The organism is Synechococcus sp. CS-197 (genome assembly GCF_025128215.1).
In the GTDB taxonomy this organism is placed as follows: Bacteria; Cyanobacteriota; Cyanobacteriia; order PCC-6307; family Cyanobiaceae; genus Synechococcus_C.
The window spans coordinates 85,281-108,285 of sequence record NZ_JAHLZC010000020.1 but is presented as its reverse complement, the minus strand read 5'-3'; the positions used below and the strand labels follow the sequence as shown (position 1 = coordinate 108,285).

General features: G+C 60.4%; 25 protein-coding genes. 9 read left to right on the top strand and 16 right to left on the bottom strand.

Annotated elements, in window-relative coordinates:
- Positions 1-31: 31 nt before the first annotated feature.
- From KQ296_RS09495 to hemH, 4 genes are all read right to left on the bottom strand, one after another.
- Complete coding sequence (locus tag KQ296_RS09495) at positions 32-259, bottom strand: GIVxVP protein (RefSeq protein ID WP_011932559.1); 228 nt, start codon at positions 257-259, stop codon at positions 32-34.
- 1 nt (position 260) lies between these two features.
- Positions 261-617, bottom strand: coding sequence for a hypothetical protein (locus tag KQ296_RS09490; protein WP_011932558.1), 357 nt, complete (start codon positions 615-617; stop codon positions 261-263).
- A complete protein-coding gene (ilvB, locus tag KQ296_RS09485) occupies positions 617-2,470 on the bottom strand; it encodes a biosynthetic-type acetolactate synthase large subunit (RefSeq protein ID WP_011932557.1) in 1,854 nt (617 codons plus the stop codon). Before ilvB ends, KQ296_RS09490 begins: the two co-directional genes overlap by 1 nt.
- Before the next feature lie 82 nt (positions 2,471-2,552).
- Positions 2,553-3,728, bottom strand: a complete 1,176-nt coding sequence (gene hemH / locus KQ296_RS09480; protein ID WP_011932556.1) for a ferrochelatase — start codon at positions 3,726-3,728, stop codon at positions 2,553-2,555.
- A gap of 72 nt (positions 3,729-3,800) precedes the next feature.
- On the opposite strand from hemH, the gene KQ296_RS09475 reads away from it, so the two are divergent.
- Genes KQ296_RS09475 through cobO form a run of 3 tightly spaced genes read left to right on the top strand, consistent with a single transcriptional unit; the run spans position 3,801 to position 6,279 of the window.
- A complete protein-coding gene (locus KQ296_RS09475; protein ID WP_011932555.1) occupies positions 3,801-4,955 on the top strand; it encodes a site-specific integrase in 1,155 nt (384 codons plus the stop codon).
- A gap of 14 nt (positions 4,956-4,969) precedes the next feature.
- On the top strand, positions 4,970-5,617 hold the full coding sequence (locus KQ296_RS09470) for a class I SAM-dependent methyltransferase (protein ID WP_011932554.1): 648 nt from the start codon (positions 4,970-4,972) through the stop codon (positions 5,615-5,617).
- Positions 5,614-6,279 (top strand): cob(I)yrinic acid a,c-diamide adenosyltransferase, encoded by a 666-nt coding sequence (gene cobO, locus KQ296_RS09465; RefSeq protein WP_011932553.1) that lies wholly within the window; start codon positions 5,614-5,616, stop codon positions 6,277-6,279. The genes KQ296_RS09470 and cobO overlap by 4 nt, the downstream gene beginning before the upstream one ends.
- A 3-nt stretch (positions 6,280-6,282) precedes the next feature.
- On the opposite strand, the gene KQ296_RS09460 is transcribed toward cobO, so the two are convergent.
- Entirely contained in the window at positions 6,283-6,468 is a 186-nt protein-coding gene (locus KQ296_RS09460; protein ID WP_011932552.1) for a hypothetical protein, read from the bottom strand.
- Between the two features lie 102 nt (positions 6,469-6,570).
- Here KQ296_RS09460 and pyrH point away from each other — a divergent pair, with 102 nt between their 5' ends.
- Genes pyrH through KQ296_RS09445 form a run of 3 tightly spaced genes read left to right on the top strand, consistent with a single transcriptional unit; the run spans position 6,571 to position 8,977 of the window.
- Positions 6,571-7,278: a UMP kinase gene (gene pyrH / locus KQ296_RS09455; RefSeq protein ID WP_011932551.1), complete on the top strand. Its 708-nt coding sequence runs from the start codon at positions 6,571-6,573 to the stop codon at positions 7,276-7,278.
- 8 nt (positions 7,279-7,286) lie between these two features.
- Positions 7,287-7,835: a ribosome recycling factor gene (gene frr / locus KQ296_RS09450; RefSeq protein ID WP_011932550.1), complete on the top strand. Its 549-nt coding sequence runs from the start codon at positions 7,287-7,289 to the stop codon at positions 7,833-7,835.
- An 8-nt stretch (positions 7,836-7,843) separates the two neighbouring features.
- Entirely contained in the window at positions 7,844-8,977 is a 1,134-nt protein-coding gene (locus tag KQ296_RS09445; protein ID WP_041428772.1) for a geranylgeranyl reductase family protein, read from the top strand.
- On the opposite strand, the gene KQ296_RS09440 is transcribed toward KQ296_RS09445, so the two are convergent.
- The 6 genes from KQ296_RS09440 to KQ296_RS09415 form a co-directional block, all read right to left on the bottom strand.
- Positions 8,974-10,446 carry a deoxyribodipyrimidine photo-lyase gene (locus KQ296_RS09440; protein ID WP_011932548.1) on the bottom strand — a complete coding sequence of 491 codons (1,473 nt, stop codon included), beginning with the start codon at positions 10,444-10,446 and terminating at the stop codon, positions 8,974-8,976. The two genes, KQ296_RS09445 and KQ296_RS09440, sit on opposite strands and share 4 nt — an antisense overlap.
- 48 nt (positions 10,447-10,494) lie before the next feature.
- A complete protein-coding gene (locus KQ296_RS09435; protein ID WP_011932547.1) occupies positions 10,495-10,881 on the bottom strand; it encodes a Crp/Fnr family transcriptional regulator in 387 nt (128 codons plus the stop codon).
- Positions 10,882-10,948: 67 nt separating this feature from the next.
- Positions 10,949-12,121, bottom strand: a complete 1,173-nt coding sequence (locus KQ296_RS09430) for a transaldolase (RefSeq protein WP_011932546.1) — start codon at positions 12,119-12,121, stop codon at positions 10,949-10,951.
- Between the two features lie 91 nt (positions 12,122-12,212).
- Positions 12,213-14,018, bottom strand: coding sequence for a penicillin-binding protein 2 (locus KQ296_RS09425; protein WP_011932545.1), 1,806 nt, complete (start codon positions 14,016-14,018; stop codon positions 12,213-12,215).
- Positions 14,019-14,021: 3 nt separating this feature from the next.
- On the bottom strand, positions 14,022-14,477 hold the full coding sequence (locus KQ296_RS09420; protein WP_011932544.1) for a hypothetical protein: 456 nt from the start codon (positions 14,475-14,477) through the stop codon (positions 14,022-14,024).
- Positions 14,478-14,560: 83 nt separating this feature from the next.
- Entirely contained in the window at positions 14,561-15,928 is a 1,368-nt protein-coding gene (locus KQ296_RS09415) for a CPBP family intramembrane glutamic endopeptidase (protein WP_259726462.1), read from the bottom strand.
- A gap of 110 nt (positions 15,929-16,038) precedes the next feature.
- Here KQ296_RS09415 and KQ296_RS09410 point away from each other — a divergent pair, with 110 nt between their 5' ends.
- Together KQ296_RS09410 and KQ296_RS09405 are read left to right on the top strand one after the other, a co-directional pair.
- Positions 16,039-17,367 (top strand): histidine phosphatase family protein, encoded by a 1,329-nt coding sequence (locus tag KQ296_RS09410; protein ID WP_011932542.1) that lies wholly within the window; start codon positions 16,039-16,041, stop codon positions 17,365-17,367.
- 18 nt (positions 17,368-17,385) lie between these two features.
- The gene (locus KQ296_RS09405; RefSeq protein ID WP_011932541.1) at positions 17,386-18,654 is read left to right on the top strand and encodes a dihydroorotase; all 1,269 of its coding nucleotides are present in this window, start codon (positions 17,386-17,388) and stop codon (positions 18,652-18,654) included.
- Here KQ296_RS09405 and lepB read toward each other — a convergent pair.
- Positions 18,626-19,318, bottom strand: a complete 693-nt coding sequence (lepB, locus tag KQ296_RS09400) for a signal peptidase I (RefSeq protein WP_259726472.1) — start codon at positions 19,316-19,318, stop codon at positions 18,626-18,628. The two genes, KQ296_RS09405 and lepB, sit on opposite strands and share 29 nt — an antisense overlap.
- 87 nt (positions 19,319-19,405) lie before the next feature.
- Here lepB and KQ296_RS09395 point away from each other — a divergent pair, with 87 nt between their 5' ends.
- Positions 19,406-20,911 carry a hypothetical protein gene (locus tag KQ296_RS09395; RefSeq protein ID WP_011932539.1) on the top strand — a complete coding sequence of 502 codons (1,506 nt, stop codon included), beginning with the start codon at positions 19,406-19,408 and terminating at the stop codon, positions 20,909-20,911.
- Here KQ296_RS09395 and KQ296_RS09390 read toward each other — a convergent pair.
- The 4 genes from KQ296_RS09390 to KQ296_RS09375 form a co-directional block, all read right to left on the bottom strand.
- The gene (locus KQ296_RS09390; RefSeq protein ID WP_041428392.1) at positions 20,874-21,233 is read right to left on the bottom strand and encodes an arsenate reductase family protein; all 360 of its coding nucleotides are present in this window, start codon (positions 21,231-21,233) and stop codon (positions 20,874-20,876) included. The genes KQ296_RS09395 and KQ296_RS09390 overlap by 38 nt on opposite strands.
- Before the next feature lie 7 nt (positions 21,234-21,240).
- Complete coding sequence (locus tag KQ296_RS09385) at positions 21,241-21,600, bottom strand: 2Fe-2S iron-sulfur cluster-binding protein (RefSeq protein ID WP_011932537.1); 360 nt, start codon at positions 21,598-21,600, stop codon at positions 21,241-21,243.
- A gap of 93 nt (positions 21,601-21,693) precedes the next feature.
- Positions 21,694-22,206: an inorganic diphosphatase gene (locus KQ296_RS09380; protein WP_011932536.1), complete on the bottom strand. Its 513-nt coding sequence runs from the start codon at positions 22,204-22,206 to the stop codon at positions 21,694-21,696.
- 287 nt (positions 22,207-22,493) lie between these two features.
- The gene (locus KQ296_RS09375; RefSeq protein WP_011932535.1) at positions 22,494-22,958 is read right to left on the bottom strand and encodes a hypothetical protein; all 465 of its coding nucleotides are present in this window, start codon (positions 22,956-22,958) and stop codon (positions 22,494-22,496) included.
- Between the last annotated feature and the right edge of the window lie 47 nt (positions 22,959-23,005).

Sequence of the window (23,005 nt, the reverse complement as noted above, 5' to 3'; positions counted from 1 at the left end):
CAGGCACACCCTGAACCTGAACCTAGAGATTTCAGCCTGGGTCGTCGGGTTTTGTCACAGGATCCTGCTGCGTGTCTGGAGCATCTCCCTGAATCAGCAGTGCGAGAGCACCGGCCAGAACCAACAGAGCCCCCATCCCAACGGCAAGCGGTCGATTGCCAGACGCCGCATCACCCCAGATCGCCGTGCTGAAAAATGCTGAGCCGAGCAGGAAGCACGGGACCATCACGATGCCGGAAGCGATTCGGTTGCGCGCCATCTCAAACGGGAGGACAGGTTGCGTGGGCCAGGCCCTCATTCACAAGAGCAGCACCCAGATCCTGTTCGTCACCGATCGGCGTCACGCGTGCAAGCAGAAGACCATCCTCACTTCCCTCCGGACGAAGATTGACGCGTCGGCGACGGGGGACGGCCTGCCGCAACCAGTCGATGGCCACCTGCTGGTCGTCGGGCGACACCTCGATGCAGGCCAGGCGCACGCTGTAGTTGCGGTTGCGATCGCCAACCTGCAACAGCGTGGCCTCACGAACCTGAAGAACTTCAGCGGCCTGGGTGAGCAAGGGTTGAACCACAAGCAGCATCAGCGCCAGTGCCACCCCAAAAACCTGAAAAACCATCACAGAGCGCTTCCACAAGAGGGGCAGAAGCGATGGTCGCTGGACGTGACGGCACCGCACGCTGGGCAGTTGCGTTTGGGATCCATGGCCAGTTCCGGGTGTGAGGGAAGGCCCACCATCTGAGCATTGCTGCAGCCAGGAGGCACCATCGGATAGCAGTTCTCGCCACGCCGAACATGCACATCCACAAGCGTGGGATGGGGCGAGGCAAGGGCTGCAGCGAGCCCTGACTTGAGCTCGGAACGCTCCACAATCTTGACCCCCTCAACGCCGAAGGAGCGCGCCAGCATCTCGAAATCCGGCATTCCTTTCAGCATGTCGGAGGCTGAGTAGCGCTCCTCGTAGAAACTTTCCTGCCACTGGCGGACCATGCCCTGCCAGTGGTTGTTCACGATCACCACCTTCACAGGCAGGTCGTACTGCGCAAGGGTGCCAAGCTCCTGAATATTCATCAAGACACTGGCATCGCCTGCAATACACACGACTCTCCGATCAGGACAGGCCACCTGGGCACCGAGTGCCGCTGGCATGCCAAATCCCATCGTTCCCAATCCCGCGCTACTGATCCAGCCTCGAGGCCCGTTGCGCAAATATTGCGCTGCCCACATCTGATGCTGGCCAACGTCGGTGGTGACGATGGCATCAGACGCCAGCTCTCTCACCGCCAGAAGCACTTCCTGGGGGTAGATCGATCCTTCAGCGGGAGGAATCGTCAGGGGGTAACGCTGTTTCCAATCCTTGATTCGTTCAAGCCAGGCTGCGGTGCGGGTCTCTGGAGTGTCTTGAAGGCTCAGTTCCACAAGTGCGGCCAAGCTGGCGCCAACGTCGCCGAGAACCGCCACATCCGCTCGCCTGTTCTTCCCGATTTCGGCAGGGTCAATCTCGAAGTGGATCACCCGAGCCCGTGGGGCGAAGGTATCGAGTTTGCCGGTCACGCGGTCGTCGAAACGCGCTCCGACCGCGATCAGCAGGTCACAGTCGGTGACGGCGAAATTGGCATAAGCAGTGCCATGCATGCCAAGCATGCCCAGCGCCAAGGGGTGGTTCTCATCAAAGGCGCCCTTTCCCATGAGAGTTGTGGTCACTGGGAGCTGATAGCGCTCAGCCAGCACTTTCAAACTGTCGTGGGCTGAGGCGGCAACGGCCCCACCACCCACGTACAACAGGGGGCGATTCGCCGCTTTGATCAGCGCAAGCGCGTCGGCGACCGCAGCGAGATCTGGGGGGGGAGTGGCGCGGAAACCAGCGGGGATCACCGTGCCTGGCTCCACGGGCACGTAGTCGAACTCTTCCTGGCCGACATCCTTGGGAATATCGATCAGCACTGGACCTGGACGCCCAGAGGCGGCGATATGAAAGGCCTGAGCGACCACCGAAGCCAGATCCGCCGGATCACGCACCACCCAGGAATGCTTCACGATCGGCAGGGTGATGCCGAAGATGTCAGTTTCCTGAAAAGCATCGGTGCCGATCGCCGTTCGAGGCACCTGCCCGGTGATCACCACCATCGGCACTGAATCCATTTGCGCCGTGGCAATGCCGGTGACAAGGTTGGTGGCACCGGGTCCTGAGGTACCGAAGCAAACACCGACGCGACCGGTTGCCCGTGCATAAGCATCGGCAGCGTGGGTTCCTCCCTGCTCATGCCGAACCAGTACGTGGCGCAGCCAGCCCTCACTTTCCGCCACGTGGAGGGCGTCATAGATCGGAAGGATGGCGCCGCCTGGATAACCGAAGATCGTGTCAACACCATGGCGCCGTAACGCGTCCATCAGGGCATGGGCACCGGTCATCCGGCAGCCATCGCCGTTCCCGGACGCTGCATCGACCTTGGGTGCGGAGGTCAGCGTCACAGCGGCATCACGACATACTGACCTTCAAGATTAAGGTTCGGCCTGCCGTTCTGCCCGGCGGCGGCATGGTCTGTGGCAAGCCTTAGAGAAGCCCGAGGGCATGCAGTGGTCCGTGACCACTGATCAGCTCGAGCAGAAATCCTGAAAATCCGAGCATCGCCAAGCGACCATTCCAAACCTCAGAACTGTTGTTCCAGCCCCATTCCCACTTCTCCTGGGGATAGAGCTTCACCTTTGTGGGCAGCTCAGCCGCAGCATCAAGACTCACCTCAGGACCTTCCAGACTCGTGGTCACAAGATCGGCCAAGCCTTCGATGAAGGGCGGGTAGGTATCGAGGGCACGGACACGCCGGAAGTTCACCACACCAGCCTCGGTGGCCAACTCTCGGTACTCAATGTCGATCTCCTCCAGCGTTTCGATGTGCTCACTAACAAAACTGATCGGCACCACAACCAGGTCATTGGTTTTGGCCTTGCCAAGCTCTTCAAGCGCCTCTTCGGTGTAAGGCTTGAGCCATTCCACTGGGCCCACCCGGCTCTGGTAAGCGAGGGTGAAGGGGTTGTCGTGGCCCATCAACTGGCCCAGCTCCTTCATGATCAAATCCGTGCAGGATTCGATCTCCTTTTGGTAGGGATCTCCCGCTTCCTCCACGTAACTCTTGGGGACGCCGTGGGCACTGAAGAACACATGCGCTTGGGTGGGATCGTCGCTCTGGCGCACCTCCTCAGCGATCAATTCGGCCATGGCACGCACATAACCCGGGTGATCGAACCAACTGCGGATGCATCGGATCGGCAGCTTTTCGAAGGATTCGTCACCCTGCCTCAGCCTCTGAAGTTCGCGGAAGCTGGACCCACTCGTGCTGATTGAAAAATGTGGATACAGGGGGAGCACCACCACCTGATCCATCCCATCAGCCTTGAGATCAGCGACAGCCGACTCCGTGAAGGGATGCCAGTAGCGCATGGCCACGTAGCTGGTGGCATCGATTCCACGCTGACGCAGCAGACTCTGCAGCTCCCTGGCCTGTTGCTCGGTGATCCGCCGCAGCGGTGACCCTCCGCCGATCGATCGGTAAGCCTCCTGGGATTTCCCGCTGCGCAGGGTGCTGATCAACCAAGCCAAAGGCTTTTGCAGCGCAGGGATCGGCAACCGGATGATTTCCGGATCAGCGAAGAGATTGAACAGGAAGGGCCCCACGTCCTGAATGCGTTCGGGACCACCCAGATTCAGTAGTACAACGCCGACGCGGGACATAGCAAACACACCGGATGCAGGGGGTTGAGCGTAGCGGCCATTAACGCGATCCTTGGCGCAGGCGACACATTTATGGAGTTTGAGAAGGCGCTGGATTCCGCCAATACCCGTTTGGCGGCGCAGGGCTCGAAACTGCGCATCGAGCAGCGCGGCTCACGCTTAAATCTTCGCGGCTTGCTGCCGCTGCGTCTGGATCCAAGCCAGACCAAACTCCAGCGCATCAGCCTGGGCGTGATGGCCGACCCGGATGGGCTCGACCACGCCCTCCATGCTGCAGCCCTGGTTCGACTGCAGCTCGAACAAAACTGTTTTGACTGGTCAGCCTGGTCAGCCCGGCGACGCAGTCCCCACGCACTGGAGCCCACCCAGGCTGTCGACACTGCCTTGAAGCGATTCGAAAAAGCCTTTTTTTCGGATCCCAGGCGTCGCCGCTCTCCGTCGGGCAGTCGCACAACCTGGAGCGGTGCCTATTTGCCCTACCTGCGCCGACTCTCGAAACAGGCCGATGGCAGCACCATCGACGCCGCCCTTCTGATGCGCACTCTCATGAGTTATGAGGACGGCAGCCGCAGCCGCCAGCAATGCGCCACAGCGCTTGCGGCCCTGGCTCGCTTTCTGGAGATTCCGCTCCCTGATGACTGGCGCGAAGAAGCCGGAGGCTACGGCTTGCACCGGGCTCGGTTCCGTCAGCTGCCCACAGATCGCCAGATCCTTGAAGCCGCTCTAACCATCCCCAATCCAAGCTGGCGCCTTGCCTATGGCCTGATGGCCACCTATGGGCTGCGGAACCATGAGGTGTTCTTCTGCGACTGTTCGGCCTTGGGAGAAGGCGGAGATCGCGTGCTGCGCGTCTTGCCCACCACCAAAACAGGCGAACACCAGAGCTGGCCGTTCCATCCCGAATGGGTCGAGCGCTTCGGCCTTCAGGAGCTGGCCGATAACACCAAAGCGCTGCCGAGCATCAGCACCGATCTGCGTCGCACCACCCTGCAGCAGGTGGGGCGACGGGTGAGCGAGCAGTTCCGCCGCTATGAACTGCCGATCACCCCCTACGACCTGCGTCATGCCTGGGCCGTGCGCACGATTCACATCGGCCTGCCGGACACCGTTGCCGCCAGGATGATGGGCCACTCGGTGGCCATTCACACCCGCACCTATCACCACTGGATCACTCGCCGTGATCAGCAGCAGGCGGTGGATGCAGCCCTAGCCCGTCATCGAGCCTGACCCCCTTTGATCTGATGTCGTCATTTCTTCGCCCCCTGGCCTATCGCTATCGCTGGATCTACGACACAGTCACAGCGGTGTCGGCCCTCAGCGTGGGCGGCGTCAAGACCCTGCGGGCTTTAGGGCTTGAAGCGTTACAACCGCAGTTGCAACCGGGGGCAGCCGTGCTGGATCTGTGTTGCGGCAGCGGCGAGGCCGCAGCTCCTTGGCTCGCCGCAGGCTTTGCGGTGACAGGGCTCGATGTCTCCCCCCGTGCTCTGCAATTGGCCAAGGCTCGCCACCCGACGCTGCAGCGGGTGGAAGGTCTTGCGGAAGACCCGCCACTGCGTTCCGAAAGTTTCAGCGCGATTCAGCTAAGCGTGGCCCTGCATGAATTTCCACGCGTTGAGCGGGCGATGGTGCTGCGCAGTGCTCTGCGCCTGCTCCAACCCGGGGGTTGGTTGGTGGTGGTGGATCTGCATCCGGCCGGCCCCTGGCTGCGACTGCCTCAGCAGATCTTCTGTGAGCTTTTTGAAACAGACACCGCGAGCGCCATGCTGGAAGACGATCTGCCCGCCCAACTACGAGCGCTTGGTTTCACATCCGTGAAGCAGGAACTTCTCGCGGGGCAGGCGCTGCAGCTGATCACTGCGATGCGTCCCATCCAACCGGAACAGTCATGAGTACGAACGATCTCGATCAATCGGCAGCGGAGCTGGGCATGGGTGGAAAGCTCGCCCCTGAATCAGACGATGCCGGCTACCGCAAACGGATGGAACGACGCCAGCAAGTGCAGAAGCAACGGGTGGAGGAGCGCAACAAGGAGAAAGGGCTGATCCTGGTGTTCACCGGCCAAGGCAAGGGAAAAACAACTGCAGGCCTAGGTCTTGTTCTGCGCACGCTTGGCCATGGCGAGCGGGTGGCCATCGTGCAGTTCATCAAGGGGGGCTGGGAACCTGGAGAAGCACGGGCGCTGAAAGCGTTTGGTGACCAAGTGCGCTGGCACGCCCTCGGCGAAGGCTTCACCTGGGAAACCCAGGACCGAGAACGGGATCAGCAGCTGGTGGAGAGGGCCTGGCAAACAGCCCTCGAGTATTTGCGGGATGGAGCGGTGAAGCTGGTGCTGCTCGATGAATTGAATGTGGCTCTGAAACTGGGCTACATCGACGCTGCCACCGTGATTCAAGGGTTAAAGGAGCGGCCCACGCTCACCCACGTCGCCGTCACCGGGCGAGGAGCACCTGCAGAGCTCGTGGACGCAGCCGATCTGGTGACAGAAATGACGCTGATTCATCACCCGTTTCGCGAGCAGGGTGTTAAGGCGCAAGCAGGGATTGAGTTTTAGAGATCAGAGCTGCTCGAGGTCGCTCCGCAACAGCCCCATCGCTGCCGTCAAAACTGACAACCCACTCACCAGGAGTGCGCGATGCACCAAGGGATCACGCCAGCAGGAAGGATCCTGGCTGGCCCGATCAAGAGCCGACAGGGTGAGACGGGCCATCACCGAACTGCGTGCACCGTTCTCTTCAGCCATGCATTCCCTTTGGATTCCCCATCCAAGCGGCTCCCGCCGCTTGGCGCCAGTGATGGGACCGTCCGATCTCGCTTGCTACTGTCAGCAGGATCAGGTGGATGAATGGCCTACGCGCGCGCACTCCTGAAACTCAGCGGTGAGGCGCTGATGGGAGATCAGGGCTACGGGATCGATCCAGCCATTGTTCAGGCCATCGCCAAAGACGTGGCCGGTGTGGTTGCCAGCGGCACCCAGCTGGCAATCGTTGTTGGTGGCGGCAACATTTTCCGAGGGCTGAAGGGGTCAGCCGCGGGGATGGATCGGGCCACGGCGGATTACGTGGGAATGCTCGCCACTGTCATGAATGCCATCACCTTGCAGGATGGCCTCGAGCGGGCTGGAATTCCCACCAGGGTGCAGACCGCTATCGAAATGCAAGAGGTGGCCGAGCCTTACATCCGCAGGCGGGCGATCAGACACCTGGAAAAAGGACGTGTAGTGGTCTTCGGCGCGGGATGCGGCAACCCCTTCTTCACCACCGATACCACCGCAGCTCTACGGGCTGCTGAGATCAGTGCGGATGTTGTTTTCAAAGCCACCAAGGTGGATGGGGTCTATGACAAAGACCCCCACAAATACGCCGATGCAGTGCGTTACGACACACTGACGTTCCAGCAGGTTCTCAGTGGCGAACTGGCGGTGATGGACAGCACAGCCATCGCCCTCTGCAAAGACAACAACATCCCCATCGTGGTCTTCAATCTGTTCGAAGCCGGCAATATCGGCCGTGCCGTGGCAGGTGAGCCCATCGGTTCCCGCATCAGCAACTAGTCATCGTCATGTCTCAATCCGATCTCGAATCCAGCATGCGCAAGTCGGTGGAAGCCACCCAGCGCAACTTCAACACCATCCGCACCGGACGGGCGAATTCCTCCCTGCTGGATCGGATCAGCGTGGAGTACTACGGCGCCGAAACACCGCTGAAGTCGCTGGCCACCCTCTCCACACCGGATTCTCAGACGATTCAGATTCAGCCGTTTGACATCAGTGCTCTGGCCTTGATCGAAAAAGCGATCGCCATGAGTGAACTGGGTTTCACCCCGAACAACGACGGCAAGGTGATCCGCATCAACGTTCCCCCGTTGACTGAGGAGCGTCGCAAGGAGTTCTGCAAGCTGGCCTCCAAGTACGCCGAAGAAGGCAAGGTTGCCCTGCGCAACCTGCGCCGCGACGCGATCGACAAGATCAAGAAGCAGGAAAAGGAGGGCGAGTTCTCCGAAGACCAGAGCCGGGACGCACAAGACAGTGTGCAGAAAACGCTCGACAAGTTCATCGCTGAAGTGGAACAGCACCTCGCCACCAAGGAAGCCGACATCCTCAAGGTTTGAGCAACGACGTGGATCGGACCCGAGATGTTCTGGTGGTCGGGTCCGGGGCCGCTGGTGGTGCAGCAGCGGTGCATCTCGCGCTAGCGGGCCATGATGTCCTGACCCTTGAGCGCGATTCTCAGCCGAGGATCAAACCTTGCGGTGGTGGCATGGCGGCCTCAGTGCAGCAGTGGTTCCCCTTTTCCCTGGAGCCGGCCGTCGAGCAGGTGATCGGTCAGGTGAATTTCAGTTGGTGCCTGGAGGATCCGGTGGTCGCCGAGCTCCCTGGCGATGCACCCTTCTGGATCGTGCGCCGGGAAACGCTGGATCAACTGCTCTCCGACCAGGCCATACAAGCGGGGGCTGAACGCCTGACAGGCGTTGAGGTCAATGACATCCGTCGTCATGGCAATGTCTGGCAGGTGACAGCGACCGATGGGCGCCATTGGCAGGGGCGGGCCGTGGTGATCGCCGATGGTTCAGGGTCCCCTTGGCCTCAACAGCTCAGCCTGGGAGCCAAACAACCCCAAATGGCCACCACCATGTCGGTGCGGCTCGAGGGTCAAGGCAAGCTCAGCGATGGCACCACCCGCTTTGAATTCGGCCTCGTGAAACAGGGATTCGCCTGGGCCTTCCCCCTCGCCGGCGGGGTGAACATCGGCGTGGGCAGCTTCATCGGCAAGCAGGACGCCGACCCGGAGCAGGTGCTGGCTCAGCTGCTGCCGGATCTGGGCTTCGCCGCCGATGCTGGGATCCGTCAACGGGGGCGACTGCAGGTGTGGAACGGCCATCACCGTCTTGATGGCGACGGCATTGTGGTGGTGGGAGACGCAGCATCGCTGTGCGACCCCTTTCTGGCGGAGGGGCTACGCCCCGCCCTAATGAGTGGCTGCGAGGCGGCTCGATCTCTAAGCCCATGGCTCAAAGGCGAGAGTCGAGATTTGCGGGGCTACAGCCGCAGCATGCGGGAGCGCTGGGGGGACTCCATGGCCTGGGGCCGCCGCATCGCCCAGGTGTTCTATCGCTTCCCCGGCGTGGGGTACCAGCTTGGGATCAAGCGACCCACGGCTCCGCGAAGAATTGCCCAGATCCTTTCCGGGGAGATGGGCTACGGCGATATCGCCCAACGGGTGATCCGTCGCCTTCTCCTGCAACGGGGCTAGAGGTCCAGCGCCAATTGCTCAACCCCAGGGTCAGCAGCCTGCCGTCTCGATCGTCTCCGCCGGGTCGAGGGCAGACCTGAACGTCGGGAGCCATGGCGCTGCTGGATGGCATCGGCATGGCGATCAAACCCTGAGGAACGGCGAATCTCGAAAATGCGCTCTTTGGCTTCACGGGCTGACTGAGCGCAATCAACAATGGGCTTCGGCCTGGTACCGCCGAGAGACCAGGGTTCGTGCAAATGCACAGCAGGAACATCTTCAAGTTCGGGGCACCAACGGCGGATGAAGGTCCCTTCAGGGTCATGATCCATCCCCTGCTTGATCGGGTTGTAAATGCGGATCGTGTTGATGGAGGTGCTGCCCGACTGCATCTGGCACTGACTCCAATGAATACCCGGCTCGTAATCCACAAACTGTCTGGCCAGATGCAGACCTGTCTCACGCCAGGGAAGCCAAAGGTTGTAGCTGGCGAACGACATCAACATGGCCCGCATGCGGAAGTTGATCCAGCCATGGGCTCGCAGAGCCCGCATGCAGGCATCCACGAAGGGAACACCTGTTTGACCCTCGGCCCAGGCCGCAAAGCGCTCGTGATCCAGAGAGCGGATGCCGCGCATGAAGGGGTGAAAATCCTCCCATTCGATCGGCGGTTGATCTTCCAGTTTCTGGATGAAGTGGCAATGCCAGTGGAGCCGCGACGTGAAGCTGCTCACCCCACGGCCCTTGAGATCACGGCTGCGTTGCAGAACCTCACGCATGGAGAGGCAGCCCCAGGTGATGTAAGCGGAAAGCCTTGAGCAGCCGTTGAAAGCCAGATTCGGACTGGAGATGGAACGGCAGTAGCGCTGCACCCGATGCGCGAGGAAATCATCCAGCTCCTGGAGAGCCATCCCCCTGCCGCCGTGCTGCCGATGCGGACAAGGATCAGAGCGCAGAGCCAGCGCTTCGCTGGTTGGCAGATCACCGGGAGCGATGCCCGGGAGAGGCGTCAAGCTTGTGGGTGCCGGCGTCATGGCCTCCCCCATCCGCGCTTCCCAGCGGCGGGCCCACCCCCTGCGCGTGCCCAACCGACGAACCACTCCGAATTGGGGCAGTTCATGCCAGGGGATGCCCCGTTCCCTCGCCCATGCCGCCACCCGACGGTCACGGACAAACGTCCAGGCATTACCTGTTTCCTCGTGGCTCCAGAGGGCCGATACCCCGAGTTGACACCGGGCCCGTTCCAGCACGTCAACGGCATCACCGCTGCGGATGATCAGCGGCTGGCCAAGAGCAGCACAGGCCTGCTGGAGATCCTGAAGGGATTCCCGGCAGAAGGCCCACTGCCTGGCTGAGCAATCCGGTTGACTCCAGAGTTCAGGTTCAACGATGTAAAGAGGCAGCACAGGCCCCCTGGCCAGAGCTCTGGCCAGGGGCTGATGATCCACCAGCCTCAAATCACGTTTGAACCAGACCAGCTGGAGGGTCATGAATCACGACCAAAGCCGAGTGGAATAAGCGGACGATAGAAACGCCGGTCAGTTGACGGACGTAGTTTTCAGATCGCGGAGACGTGAATCCACTGAAGCCAGCAGCTCAATCGCGAACATCGGCGCTTCTTGAACGGCAAAGAGGAACTTTTCCCTGTTCATCTCAATCAGACGGCAGGGGCCTTCCGCCTGCGCCGTTCCAAGGCGGCGGTGACCATCCATCACCAGGGCTCCAGCTCCGAACACATTGCCGGCTTCAATGAGCTCATATCCCTGATGGCCGTGGTCGTTCTGCCAAGACAGGCGCACTGAACCTTCCAGCACCCCGAACATCGAAGACCCGGGATCGTCTGCTTTGAAAATGATGTCGCCGGGATTGAACGTGTGCACCTCGCTCTTTTGAGCGAGGGCACGCATGGTGTCGAGAGCGTTCACGTCAGCTGATCGAACTCACTGAATTGTGATTGGCGCACATCAAGAGCCGGTAATGGAAACCGCAGGCTCAGGCTGTTGTCAGCGACAGAGCCGCACCAAATCCGCGGCGAACATCCTCCGGGGTCAGACGACCATCGTGATCGAGATCCAGGGCATCGAACACCGCATCACTCCCGAGCCACTCATCACGGGTAATGCAGCCATCGCCGTTCATGTCGTTCAACAGAAAGATTTCCTGAACGGCATGGCCGAACGCCTTGCCACCCTCAAGTTCGGCCAAGCGGTGAGCCAGCATGCTTTCCAGGGTTTCGATCGCTTTGCTGAATCCTTTGATGCCTTCACCGAGTTTGTCGGAGGCCATGCGATCGCTCTTCATCATGGCGTCAAATTGCTCACGGTCCACATGGATCTGAGCCTCGCTGCTGGATGGATTCTCACCGTCGAGCTTGCGGGTGAGCGTGGCCTGGCTCTCACGCAGCTGATCGAGAAGCTTGGGTGAAATCGTCAACAGATCACAGCCAGCGAGCTCGGTGATTTCATCGATGTTGCGGAAGCTGGCTCCCATCACCTCGGTTTTGTAGCCGTAGGTTTTGAAGTAATTGAAGATCCGGGTCACCGACAGCACGCCGGGATCCTCGGGACCGGGATAGGAGTCGCGACCGGTATCTGCTTTATACCAATCGAGAATACGGCCGACGAAGGGTGAAATCAGCGTGACACCTGCCTCGGCACAAGCCACGGCCTGACCGAAACCGAACAGGAGTGTGAGGTTGCAGTGAATCCCTTCTTTCTCAAGAACTTCAGCAGCTTTGATGCCTTCCCAGGTGGAGGCGATCTTGATCAGCACACGGTCGTTGCTGATGCCTGCGTCGTTGTACAGGCGAATCAGCTTGCGACCCTTTTCAATCGTGGCATCGGTATCAAAACTGAGCCGAGCATCGACCTCGGTGGACACACGCCGGGGAACGATCTTGAGGATTTCCTTGCCGAAGATCACGCTGATTTCATCGAGCGCTTCACGCACCACCTGCTCCACGGGTGCGTTGTCGCCAATCAGTCGGCGGGAGGAACGCAGAGCTTCATCAATCAGACTCTGATAAGCAGGAATTTGGGCTGCCGCCAGGATCAAGGAGGGATTGGTGGTGGCATCCCTAGGGGTGAACTTACGGATTGCCTCCAGATCCCCTGTGTCTGCGACCACAACGGTCATCGCAGAGAGCTGCTCAAGCAGACTGGCCATAGCGCTGAAAGTCTCGATAAACGCAACGTAGCTCCGTTTTTCAGAGTGGCATCTGTGAAGGTATTCCTCTGCACAGGCTGTGATGCAGGGATCAGCCTTGAGGAATGAATTCAGGCGTTCGCGCGGTGCTCGGGGGGATCTTTTCAATCACCAGAAGACCATCGATGATCGATTTCGCCACGGGCAGCGCCACCGTTGAACCGTAGGCGTTCCCTCCTTGCGGCTCGTCAACAACGACCAGCACGACGTAACGCGGATCGTTGATGGGAAGTGTGGCCACAAAACTACAGATGAGCGCACCAGGCACATACACACCATTGAGCGCTTTCTGTGCGGTTCCGGTCTTGCCTCCGATCCGATACCCCGGTGTGCGCGCTCCCTTGCCACTTCCCTTCTCCACCACAGATTCCATCCAGGCGAGCACCGTGCGGGTCACCTCAGGCTTCAGCAAGGGCTGACCTGGACGGGTACCAGCCGGCGCAAGGGCATCCCCGGTGCGCAATCCCCTGGTGATGTGGGGACTGACCAGCCGCCCTCCGTTGGCGAGCAGCGCATGCAATTGCACAAGCTTGAGCGGCGTCAATGAAAAGCCCTGGCCGAAGGATGCGGTGGCGGGCTCAATGGGCTGCCTGGTGAATTGTTCCTTCGACTTGAGCTGACCAGCCACAGCTCCTGGCAGATCGGTATCGGGGCGGGCATCCAGGCGCAACCGACTGAGCCAGTCCCAGTAGCGATCGGCCGGCAGGCGACGCATCGCCTGCACCATCCCCACATTGCTAGACACCTGCAGAACCGTGGCGAAATCAATCACTCCATTGGCTTGGCGATCGTGGTTGTTGATCGGCCATCCGCCGATGGTGAGGGTGCCGTTGTCGTGCACCCGTCCATCGGCCTTGATGGCACCTTCTTGAAGGGCAAGCGCCAGGTTGATGGGCTTGAAGGTTGAGCCTGGCTCGTAGAGATCCTGAACAGACCACTCCCTGAAACGACTCGCAGAAAAATCCCAGTAACGGTTGGGGTCATAGGTGGGAGCTGATGCGAGGGCCAGCAACTCGCCATTGGTGACATCCATCACGATGGCAACGCCTTTCTTCGCTTTCCATTGCTTCACCTGTGAGGCCAAAGCCTTGGCAGCCAGTGCCTGGAGGCGGGCGTCGAGGGTGAGCTGAAGCCGGAGGTCATCTCCGAAGAAAACGCCGGCATCCAGGTTGTCCGGCAACGGAGTGCCGTCAGCACCACGCCGCAGGCTGCGGGCCTGCTCATGACGCTGGAGATCGTCGTGACGGCTCTGCTCCAGGCCAGCCTGGGGCACCCGCTCCTGATTCAGGAACCCCACCACATTGGCGAACAGATCACCCTGGGGATACACCCGGTGGGGATAGGACTCCAGATCAACACCACTGATTCCCGCCCCTCGCACAGCAGCGGCTGTTTCCGGATCCAACCCCTCCAGAAGTTTGATGCCGGAAGGGCGGTTGCCGATCCGCTTGAGAATTTCAGCCGAACTGAGGGGAAGGAGAGGGGCCAAACGGTCCGCCACATCCGCGGATGGACGGATGAGGGCTGGATCGTCGCCGGGAAGATTGAAATAACGGGGGTGGAGCCACAGGCGATAGCGCTCCTCATCGAGAGCGATGAGCCGTCCGGTGCGATCGATGATCGGCCGACGGGTTCCCAGCGGCTTGGTGCGCTGGGTCTGCACGGATCGAGCCCGTGCTTCAAGCTCCGAAGCCTGAAACATCTGCAGCCAGGCCATGCGGCCCATCAGACCGACCAACCCCAGGCACAGAAGAGCAAAGACCCAGCGCATGCGCCCGGCAGGAATTTGTTCCAGCGGCACCACACGCCGTCGGGATTGGGGCTTTTTCGGCCGTCCTGCGGCTGGCGAGCGACCCATGAATCAGTAACCGTTCTTGATCGGACGCTCCATCAGAGAACCGAGCATGGCGAGATGATCGGGACCGTCTTGGGATGAAACCGCTCCGGGTCGGTCGAGGTACAGAAGATTGGCCACGGTGGTGGGCACCATTCGCCCTGGGACCTTGGAGCGTTCCAGGAGGTGCCGCTCGAGCATCGCCGTCGACTCCGTCAGCCGATGGGAGAGGGTGCGGGTCAACTCAAGTTGACGAAAGGCCATCGTCCAGCGGTGCTGCCAGTGCAGCGTGAGCCCGCTGAGGACGAGAACGGCGGCGAACACCCCGAGGAGTCCTCCATCGGCAGCACGATGAAGTCCGGCCAGCAGAGGGGAATGGCGGGCCGCACGACGCGCCGACAGCGAACCTTGAATGACCTCGAAGGGTCCGGCACTGGACGACCGCTGCGGGGACACCGGCTGGGTTTGGGGAACCGCGACCACGGGTGAGGTTCAACAATGCGCCAGTGAACCACCTGCAGGGGGGAGCCGCAAGGCTGAAACCTTGATCAACACTGGGGCTTTGCTCAGCCCCCGAGAAGCAAGAGATTGAGAAACGTCACGCCATTCCAGAGCGCATGCATCACCACGCATGGGAACAGGCGTCCTGTGCTCAACCTGAGCAACGCCAATCCAAGGCCGAGAACCAGCAAGGGAGGCAGTTCGCCGATGCTCAGGTGAGCGATCGCAAACACCAGCGCACTGACCAACACACTTCCGGAACGCCCGAGAGAGCGTCCCAGAACCGGCAGCAAGACCCCTCGGAAGACCGTTTCCTCAAACAGCGGTGCCAGCACAACAGCGGTGATGGCCAGTAGGGACAAGGCCAAGGGGTCTCGGCTGTTCAGCACAATCTCCAGCAGGGGGTTGCTCCCCCCCTGATCCCCAATCCATCGACTCACCAGCCAGCCGCTCAGCACCACCGGGGGCATCACCATCAGCCACCCCCGCGCACCCTGCAGAACGGCGGAATGGATGGGACGCACCTGCCACTGCAGCCACCCTCCGGGGGGGAGAGCCTCTTGATCGCACTGCGACAACTGCTGGCGGAGGATGAGCAACGGTGGAACCGCCAACGCGGCATAGCCAAGAAGGACGGTGACTCCTTGAGTCAGCGCAGGCGAGAGGCCCCGGCTGAGCCAGCCAGTGAACGGGGCGATCAACAGTGGAACCAGCACCTCGCCCAAAACAACGAAGCCACCGGCCACCAGCAACACCATGTCGAGGGGGCCAAGGGGGGCCGAGACGAGGGGAGGCCAGGGCGGCAACCGGCGGCGCAGGAGCTGCCAACCGTGCCTGAGCAGGAGCAGGCCTCCCAGGATCAGAGCCGCCAGTGGGAACACTTCGCTGACGATCAGACGACGTGCGGCGGCTGCGGCCGGAGCTGGATCCATGCAGTCAGCCGCTGAGCCTCCCAAGGCTTGGCAGCCAACCCTTCGGATCAAGGGATCCGGAGCTAAAGCCAGCAATTCAGATCGATCCAGCCCCGGAGCCTTGGTCCCATTCAGCGCCTGCTGGAGCGGGATGAGCTCTGGTTGGCTAACGCTCACCTGGCGAAGACTTTGCTTGAAGCTCTCGTCCTGCTCCAGGGCCGTGAACAAAAGAATCTGGCGATCGTCGAGTCGGTCCAGCGGGGTTTCGCGCAGGGTGCGCAGCAGGGCCGCAGTGGGATCGGCTCCGACGACAAGCGGTTGAAGGGGTTCTGGAACCTCTGGCTGGGCCAACAGGGAGAGCTCCTGCTGTTCCAACGACAAAACGGGTGCAACGGATGGCTTTCCGAAGCTGTCCACCAGCCCCAGGATCCATACCAACGTGGCCAGAACCAGAGAGACGAAGGCCAGAAACACCTTCAAAAACCGGTCAGCCGATGGACGTCCGGAAGGTGGGCTGGTCAACACGTCTGAGGCAACTCGAGACGATTCTGGTGGGTGACGCGTGCAGCGGGCGAAGCCAGAGCAAACCGAGGCTCACTCATACGATGGCGGCGCCCTGCACGCACGAAGCCGTGACCCTGCGTCTTCTCCTCGTTCGCCACGGACTCAGCAGCTTCAATGTGGAACGCAGAATCCAAGGTCGTGATGACCTGTCCACGCTGACCGAAACCGGCGAGGACCAGGCACGCCGCACGGGCACGGCCCTCGCGGATGTGCCGATCACAGCTGTGTACAGCTCACCGCTCCAACGGGCTGCATCAACCACGGCAGGGGTTCTGGCAGCCCGGAGCGATGCACTTGAGCCGTGTTTCGAGGAAGGCCTGCTGGAAATTGATCTGGAACCCTGGAGCGGCCTGACGGCAGCCGAGCGTGCTGAGCGTTTTCCAGAGGAGTACGCAGCCTGGAGAAGTCATCCCGAGCAGCTGGAACTGTGCCGTCACGACGGCACCCGCTACCGGCCCCTGCAGGAGCTGATGCAACAGGCCAGCCAGTTTCTTGACGCACTGCTGGCCCGTCATCCCGTTGACGGCAACGACACCGTGCTGCTGGTTGGCCACAACGCCATCCTGCGCTGCCTGATCACCACCTTGCTGGGCAACCCTGCAGGGGGCTTCCGTCGGTTGCGGCTCGACAATGCCTCCTTGTCTGTTTTCAATCTCATTCCACAGGGGAGTGGCCACCAGGTGCAGATCGAGTGTCTGAACAGCACGGCCCATCTCAACCCACCCCTCCCTCCCAAAGGAGCCGGCGCAAGGATGATTTTGGTGCGCCATGGAGAAACCAACTGGAACCGTGATGGCCGTTTTCAGGGGCAGATCGACATTCCTCTCAACAGCAATGGTCACGCCCAAGCCGAAGCAGCACGGGCCTTTCTGGAAACCGTGTCGATTCAGCGTGCTTACAGCAGTGCGATGTCCAGGCCGCGCCAGACAGCCGAAGGAATCCTGCGCTCCCATCCCGGAGTGCCGCTAACGGTGACCCGCGGACTCGTTGAAATCGGCCATGGACTTTGGGAAGGAAAGCTGGAATCAGAGATCAGGGCTGAATGGGCTGAACTTCTCGATGAGTGGAAGCGCACGCCAGAAACGGTGCAGATGCCTGAAGGAGAGACCATCCAGGATGTCTGGGAGCGCTCCGTCCGCAGCTGGAACACCATTGCGGACTCCTTGGATGCGTCGGAAACGGCTCTCGTGGTGGCCCACGATGCAGTGAACAAAACCATTCTCTGTTCGCTCCTCGGCCTCAGTGCTGGCGACATCTGGGCTGTCAAACAGGGCAATGGAGGGGTCACTGTGGTCGACATGCCCACAGAACCAGGGCAGCCTGCAGTGGTCGCCTGTCTGAATCTCACTTCCCATCTCGGAGGGGTTCTGGACAGAACGGCTGCTGGAGCACTGTGAACCCTGATGGATGCATCAATGCTGCTAGACCCGGTTCAGGTCCTGGTCGGACCGGGTCAGGCTGTTGAGAAGCAATCGGCCGTTCTGATCAAGAACCGGCGCCTTGAAGCCTTTGGCGACGAAGCCCGACGAATCGGTCGGTTGGAGGCCTTGGAACCACAGGATGCGGGCCAGCAGCTTTTGGCTCCGTGCCTGGTGGATTGTCACTCTGACCTTCCAGAACCGTTCCACGGCAGGGGAGAAACCCTGTTGAGCCTGGTGCGAAGCGCTGGATCGTCCGGTTTCGGCCAGCTCGCCCTGCTGCCTGAAACAGTGCATGGTCCACGGGAGCAGCCAGACCACCTCCAGGGATTCGCGCCGAGCGACTGCGATGTCAACGTTCTTCTCTGGGGAGGGTTCAGCAGCGGTAGCGCCGGCGTGGAGTTAACGGCCCATGCCGATCTGCTGGACGCCGGAGCCGTCGGGCTCAGCGATGGCAGGTCCATGCCACCCATTGCACTTCTTGATCGCGCTCTGACGCTTGGAGACATGGGATCAGCACCCGTGCTGATCCCTCCTCTGGACCTGGCTCTCCGGGGCGAGGGGCTCTTGCGGGAGAGCGTCTGCGCCTTGAGGGCGGGATGGCCTTCAGACCCAGCGAGCAGTGAAACACTGCCCCTTAGCCAGCTTGGCCAACTCCAGCAGTGTCACCCCGACCGCCGGCTGGTTTTGATGGCACTCTCCACCGCTGGCGCTGTGGAGCTGCTGCAACAGATGCCCATGCCCCCGCAAGCCACGGTGAACTGGTGGCATGTGGTGGCTGATTCCTCTCAGAGCAGCGCAAGCGCATCCACGTGGTTCGTGGATCCATCTCTGGGATCAGCCACGGATCGCCAGGCCTTGATCAGAGCCTTAGCGGAGAACCTGATTCAGGCCATCGCCGTACAGGCCACGCCCTTGGATGACGAGGAATGCCTGCTGCCGCCGGATCAGCGCCCGCGGGGAGTGTCCGGGCATCATCTGGTTCTGCCGTCCCTTTGGCAGACCCTGGTGGTGACTGAGGGTTGGAGCCCTGAGCAGCTGTGGCAGATGATCAGCTTCGGGCCATCCAGGTTGCTGGGTCTCAGGGAAGAATGCCTCGCTGTGGGCAGCAACCGCTGGCTGCTGTTTGATCCAGACCAGTCATGGACGCCCGCACGTCCCGACCCGATGGGACCCCGCGCAGCCAACCTGCCTCTCCTCGGCCAGACCCTGCAGGGCCGGGTGATGGATTGCGGACTCAGGATCCCAGCGACCCGACCCTGTTGAGCGGCCAGAAACGCCAAAACGCTCTGCCGATGATCTGGTCTTCAGGCAGGAAGGGACCGCCTGGCCAGTAACGACCATCCCAGCTGTTGCTGCGGTTGTCTCCGAGTGCCAGCACATGCCCCTCGGGAACCGTCACGTTGAGGGTGCGGCAGAGACTCATGCCCTGGTCATCCAGGGGGCAGAACTTCGTGACGTAGGGCTCGTTCAAAGCCTGGCCATTCACGGACACCTCTCCGCGGGGATTGACCACCACCCGATCACCACCGACGGCTACCACACGTTTGATGTAAGCGTCGCAGGCGGGATGCCCGAGCCCTGGAATCAGCCCGAGCAGCGGAAAGCTCACCAGGGCACAACGCAACGCAGAGGGTGAGCCTGCTGATCGAAGAGCAGGATCAAAGGCATGGGGTGAGTTGAACACCACGATCTCGCCGCGCTGAGGGCTCCGTGAGCCGTAGGTGAGTTTTTCCACCAACAACCGGTCCTGGATCTGCAGACCAGGGAGCATCGAACCCGAAGGGATGAAGCGTGCTTCAGCAACGAAGTGGCGGATGCCGAAATAGAGGGCCAGCGTGAACAAAACAGGGCCCCAGAAATCCCAGAAGGGATGAGAGCGAGTGGGTGCTGAGGGAGCGGGACCCGATGACGATGGGTCGTGCTGCACGTTGGGCAACGGGAACCTATGGCCTGACGAAGCCCACGATAGGCGTGGAACGATGAGCTCCTAGCCTCAGTCAAGGATGGAGGAGCCATGGTCAGACCCCGCTGGCAGGGCGTACGGCCCAGCGCGGCCAGACGCTTCTGGCTCAGCTGGGACAGGACCATCGCAACAATCGCTGCGATCAATCTCGCCTGGGTCATCTTTGATGTGACCTACGTCCCGCTGCGAAATTTCTGGCTCCAGCGAACCCTCTTTCCGCTGCCTTCACTCAACCTGGCGGTTCCTCTCCCATGGCTGCCAAACATCACGCCGGCGTACGACGGGATCAAAGGAATCGAACCCCATCGGGACACGCAGGGCTACATCAATCAGTTCCGGCGCCTGGAAAAGGCCGCGGCCGCCAAAGGGATCGACAACCAAGCGGTTCGCCAACTCCGCCTGGAAATGGTGGTTCGCAACAGTCAACTGATCGACGAAAATCCCTTCGTGAGCTCGGGGAAGGCGGGAACCCTCGAAAAGCTCAAGAACCGCCTTCGTGCCCGAGCCGGCATGGATTCGGCGAAACAGGCGGCCGCCCATCTACTCGGTGACGACTACCTTTCGCAACGGAACTGGGAAGAGGAAAGGCGTTTCTGGAACAAGAGCATTCTTCCTTTGGCCGCGACCAATTACTGGCGCGGAACCGATGAAAACGGACAGGCGATCGACCGGGCCTGGCAGATCGATACTCCCTTCCAAATCCTTTTTCTTCTCGACATTCTGATCCGCAGCTTTCGCCTGAAACGGCGTTACCCGGGAATCAGTTGGCGTGACGCACTGCTTCGCCGCTGGATTGATTTACCGCTGCTGATTCCCTTCTGGAGATTGCTGCGCATCATTCCAGTCACTGAGCGCCTCTCCACGAGCGGACTGATCCAACTGGAGCCGTTGCGCGCTGTGATCAGCCGGGGTGTGGTGGCTGTTCTCGCCATCGAGCTCTTCGAAGTGATCACCTTGAGAATCCTGGACACTGTGCAGGATGTGGTGAAATCACCCCACCTACCCGAAAAAATTCGGCGCTTGTGCACCCATCAGAGTGTGGTCGATGAGGGTGAACCAGAACTTGCCGAACTCCTCAGGCTCTGGCTCCCACTGATTCTCATCCAAGTGGGACCTGCACTTCGCCCCCAGCTGGTTGCTCTTGTGGGCCATATTTTGCGCCGCAATCTGGAGGAAACCATGCTTCCAGGTCCTCTGAGAACTCTTCCAGGACTGGAGAATGCTGAACAGAAACTGAGTCAAACGCTGTCGACCGGCCTAGTCGACTCACTGTTAAATCTGTCGCGTAATGCTGGAGATCGGCTCGGTCAGAAGGATCCAGTTCTTGAAAACCTTGGGGTCGAAACAGCGGACCGCTTCTGGGAAGAATTGGCTCACAAACTCGAAACAGGCGCGGTACTCGAGCGTAGTCAGGAGCTCATCGCCATTTTTCTAGACGATCTCAAGCGCACGAGCATGAACCAGCTTCGTCTCCAGAGAGATGTGGATGAACTGATTACAGAGCTCGATGGCCTGAACTTCAGCTCAGAAGCGCGTCCATCCAAACCTCAGGCTTGAATCCCACCAGAAACGAGCCATCAGGACAGCAAACAAAGGGTCGCTTGATCAGCTTTCCATCAGCAGCGAGTGCGTCGATGGCCTCGTCGTCCGTCATGGCCTTCACGACAGCTGCTCCAAGGGCCCTGTAGCTCAAACCACTCGTATTGAAGAGAGGCTTGACGCGTCCAAACTGCTGGAGCGCTGTCGCGAGGGTGTGGCGATCGGGAGGATGCTCAGTGATATCAATGACATCGGCACTGATTCCCTGGGAATCAAGCCATGCCAATGCTTTTCTGCATGTTGAACAGCGGGAGTAGCTGTAAACCTTCAGGAGCGCCATGGCCCCATCACCGACCAAGAAGGCTCTTCACAGCCCCAAGAAGGCTATTGGACCCCTTACCCACTCCATCATCGGGACGGGTACGGATCGTCACGTCTCCGTTCACGCTCGTCCGGCAGCTGAGGCGATAGTTCGCCGGACGGTCGGCGAGATACACCTCTTCAACATCGCTGCGAGGAGAGAGATTCTGGGATCCTTCCAGCACTTCAACAACGCAGGTGCCGCATTGGCCGACCCCACCGCAGTTGTTCAGGTTGTTGAGACCCTTGTAGGGGTTGATCCCCGAATCAAGAGCTGCCTTGCGCAGATTGGCACCTTCGATACAACCGACCTGCTGGCCTTCCTGCTCAAAACGGATGGTGGGCACGGTCGATCACAGGCTTGGCGCGAACCAACTTACAAGCAGCGGGGGACTTGGCGGGAGCCAGAAGCCAAATTTTGCTCGAACGTCACCTTCGCTTCAGCGATGGGCGGCCTCGATACAGGCCTGCAGCAAGGGCTGCACGGCTTCTGAATCCCTCCAGCCACCAATCTCAGTCACCCGGCCTTCCAGATTTTTGTACGTGCGGAAGAACTCGGCCACGTCCTCCAATTGGTTGGGAGCAATCTGATGAATGCTGTGGATCTTCGCTTGGCGGGGATCCGCCACGGGAACACAGAGAATTTTCCCGTCGTAGTGCCCCATGTCGTGCATATCCAGAACGCCGATAGGCCGGGCCTGGATCAGACATCCCGCGAACGTGGGCTCCTCCATGATCACCATGGCGTCCAGGGGAGAGCCATCCTCTGCGAGGGTGTTTGGGATGAACCCGTAATCGAAGGGGTAACGCACAGAGGAGTGGAGCACTCGATCGAGAGCCATCACCCCGCAATCTTTGAAATATTCGTATTTATTCCGGCTTCCCGCTGGAATCTCCACCAGCAGGTTCACCAGTCCTGGAGAAGGAGATGGGGAAAGAGCCCTGAGATCCATTGTTCTCTGTGACAGCGAAAGACTTGAGTGCCGGCCTGTCGCTTAAAACAGCCGCCATCGGAACTCCGAGCCCCGCAATAGCAAGCGTGAAGCCAAGGAGGACAAGAAGAGGAGCGGCGACCAGCGAAGCGGTTGCTGGGGTGCTCTCGGCTACAGGCTCAGGGTCCATTCAAGGGGATACAGGGACATCCCGACGTCAGCACGAGGCTGATTCGAGAACCATGGCCCTCGAGCGGGAATGACAAATCAAACGATCTGTCGAGGCCATTCTGGCACTTTTGCGCTTCTCAAGCAGCAGGTCGGTCCTGACGGTCACGCCTTGAAGCCAGATCCGAAGGAGCCTCAGGCAAACCGTCCAATTGGGACCTGATCAGACGCAATTCATCGAGAATCGCAGCGAGAACCTGCTGCGTTGCGGTCGACGGCGAGTTCAGCACCTCAACGGTGACCTCTTTAATCCGCAGAACGTCCTTCGCGAAGCGGGCCACCTCGTTGGGGTGAAACAACAAAGGATCCTTTTGATCACTTCGATATTCAGGATTAAGCTTCCGGGGATTAAAGGGTGGATTGAGATTACGAGGGTCAGTATTTGTGTAGCGATACACAGAAGCCCTTGAGCGGTTCAACGACTTCTGAACATCATCGATCCCTACCAAAGCATCTGATTGAGAAAGGACAGAGCCAATCTCTCCACCCAACCCAACTGAATCGGCCGCAGAAGTGACTGAACCATCAAGCGGGCGAGGAAACATGAGACGGCTCTGGGACTGCTTGGAATTGGCCGACGTTAGCAGCTGAG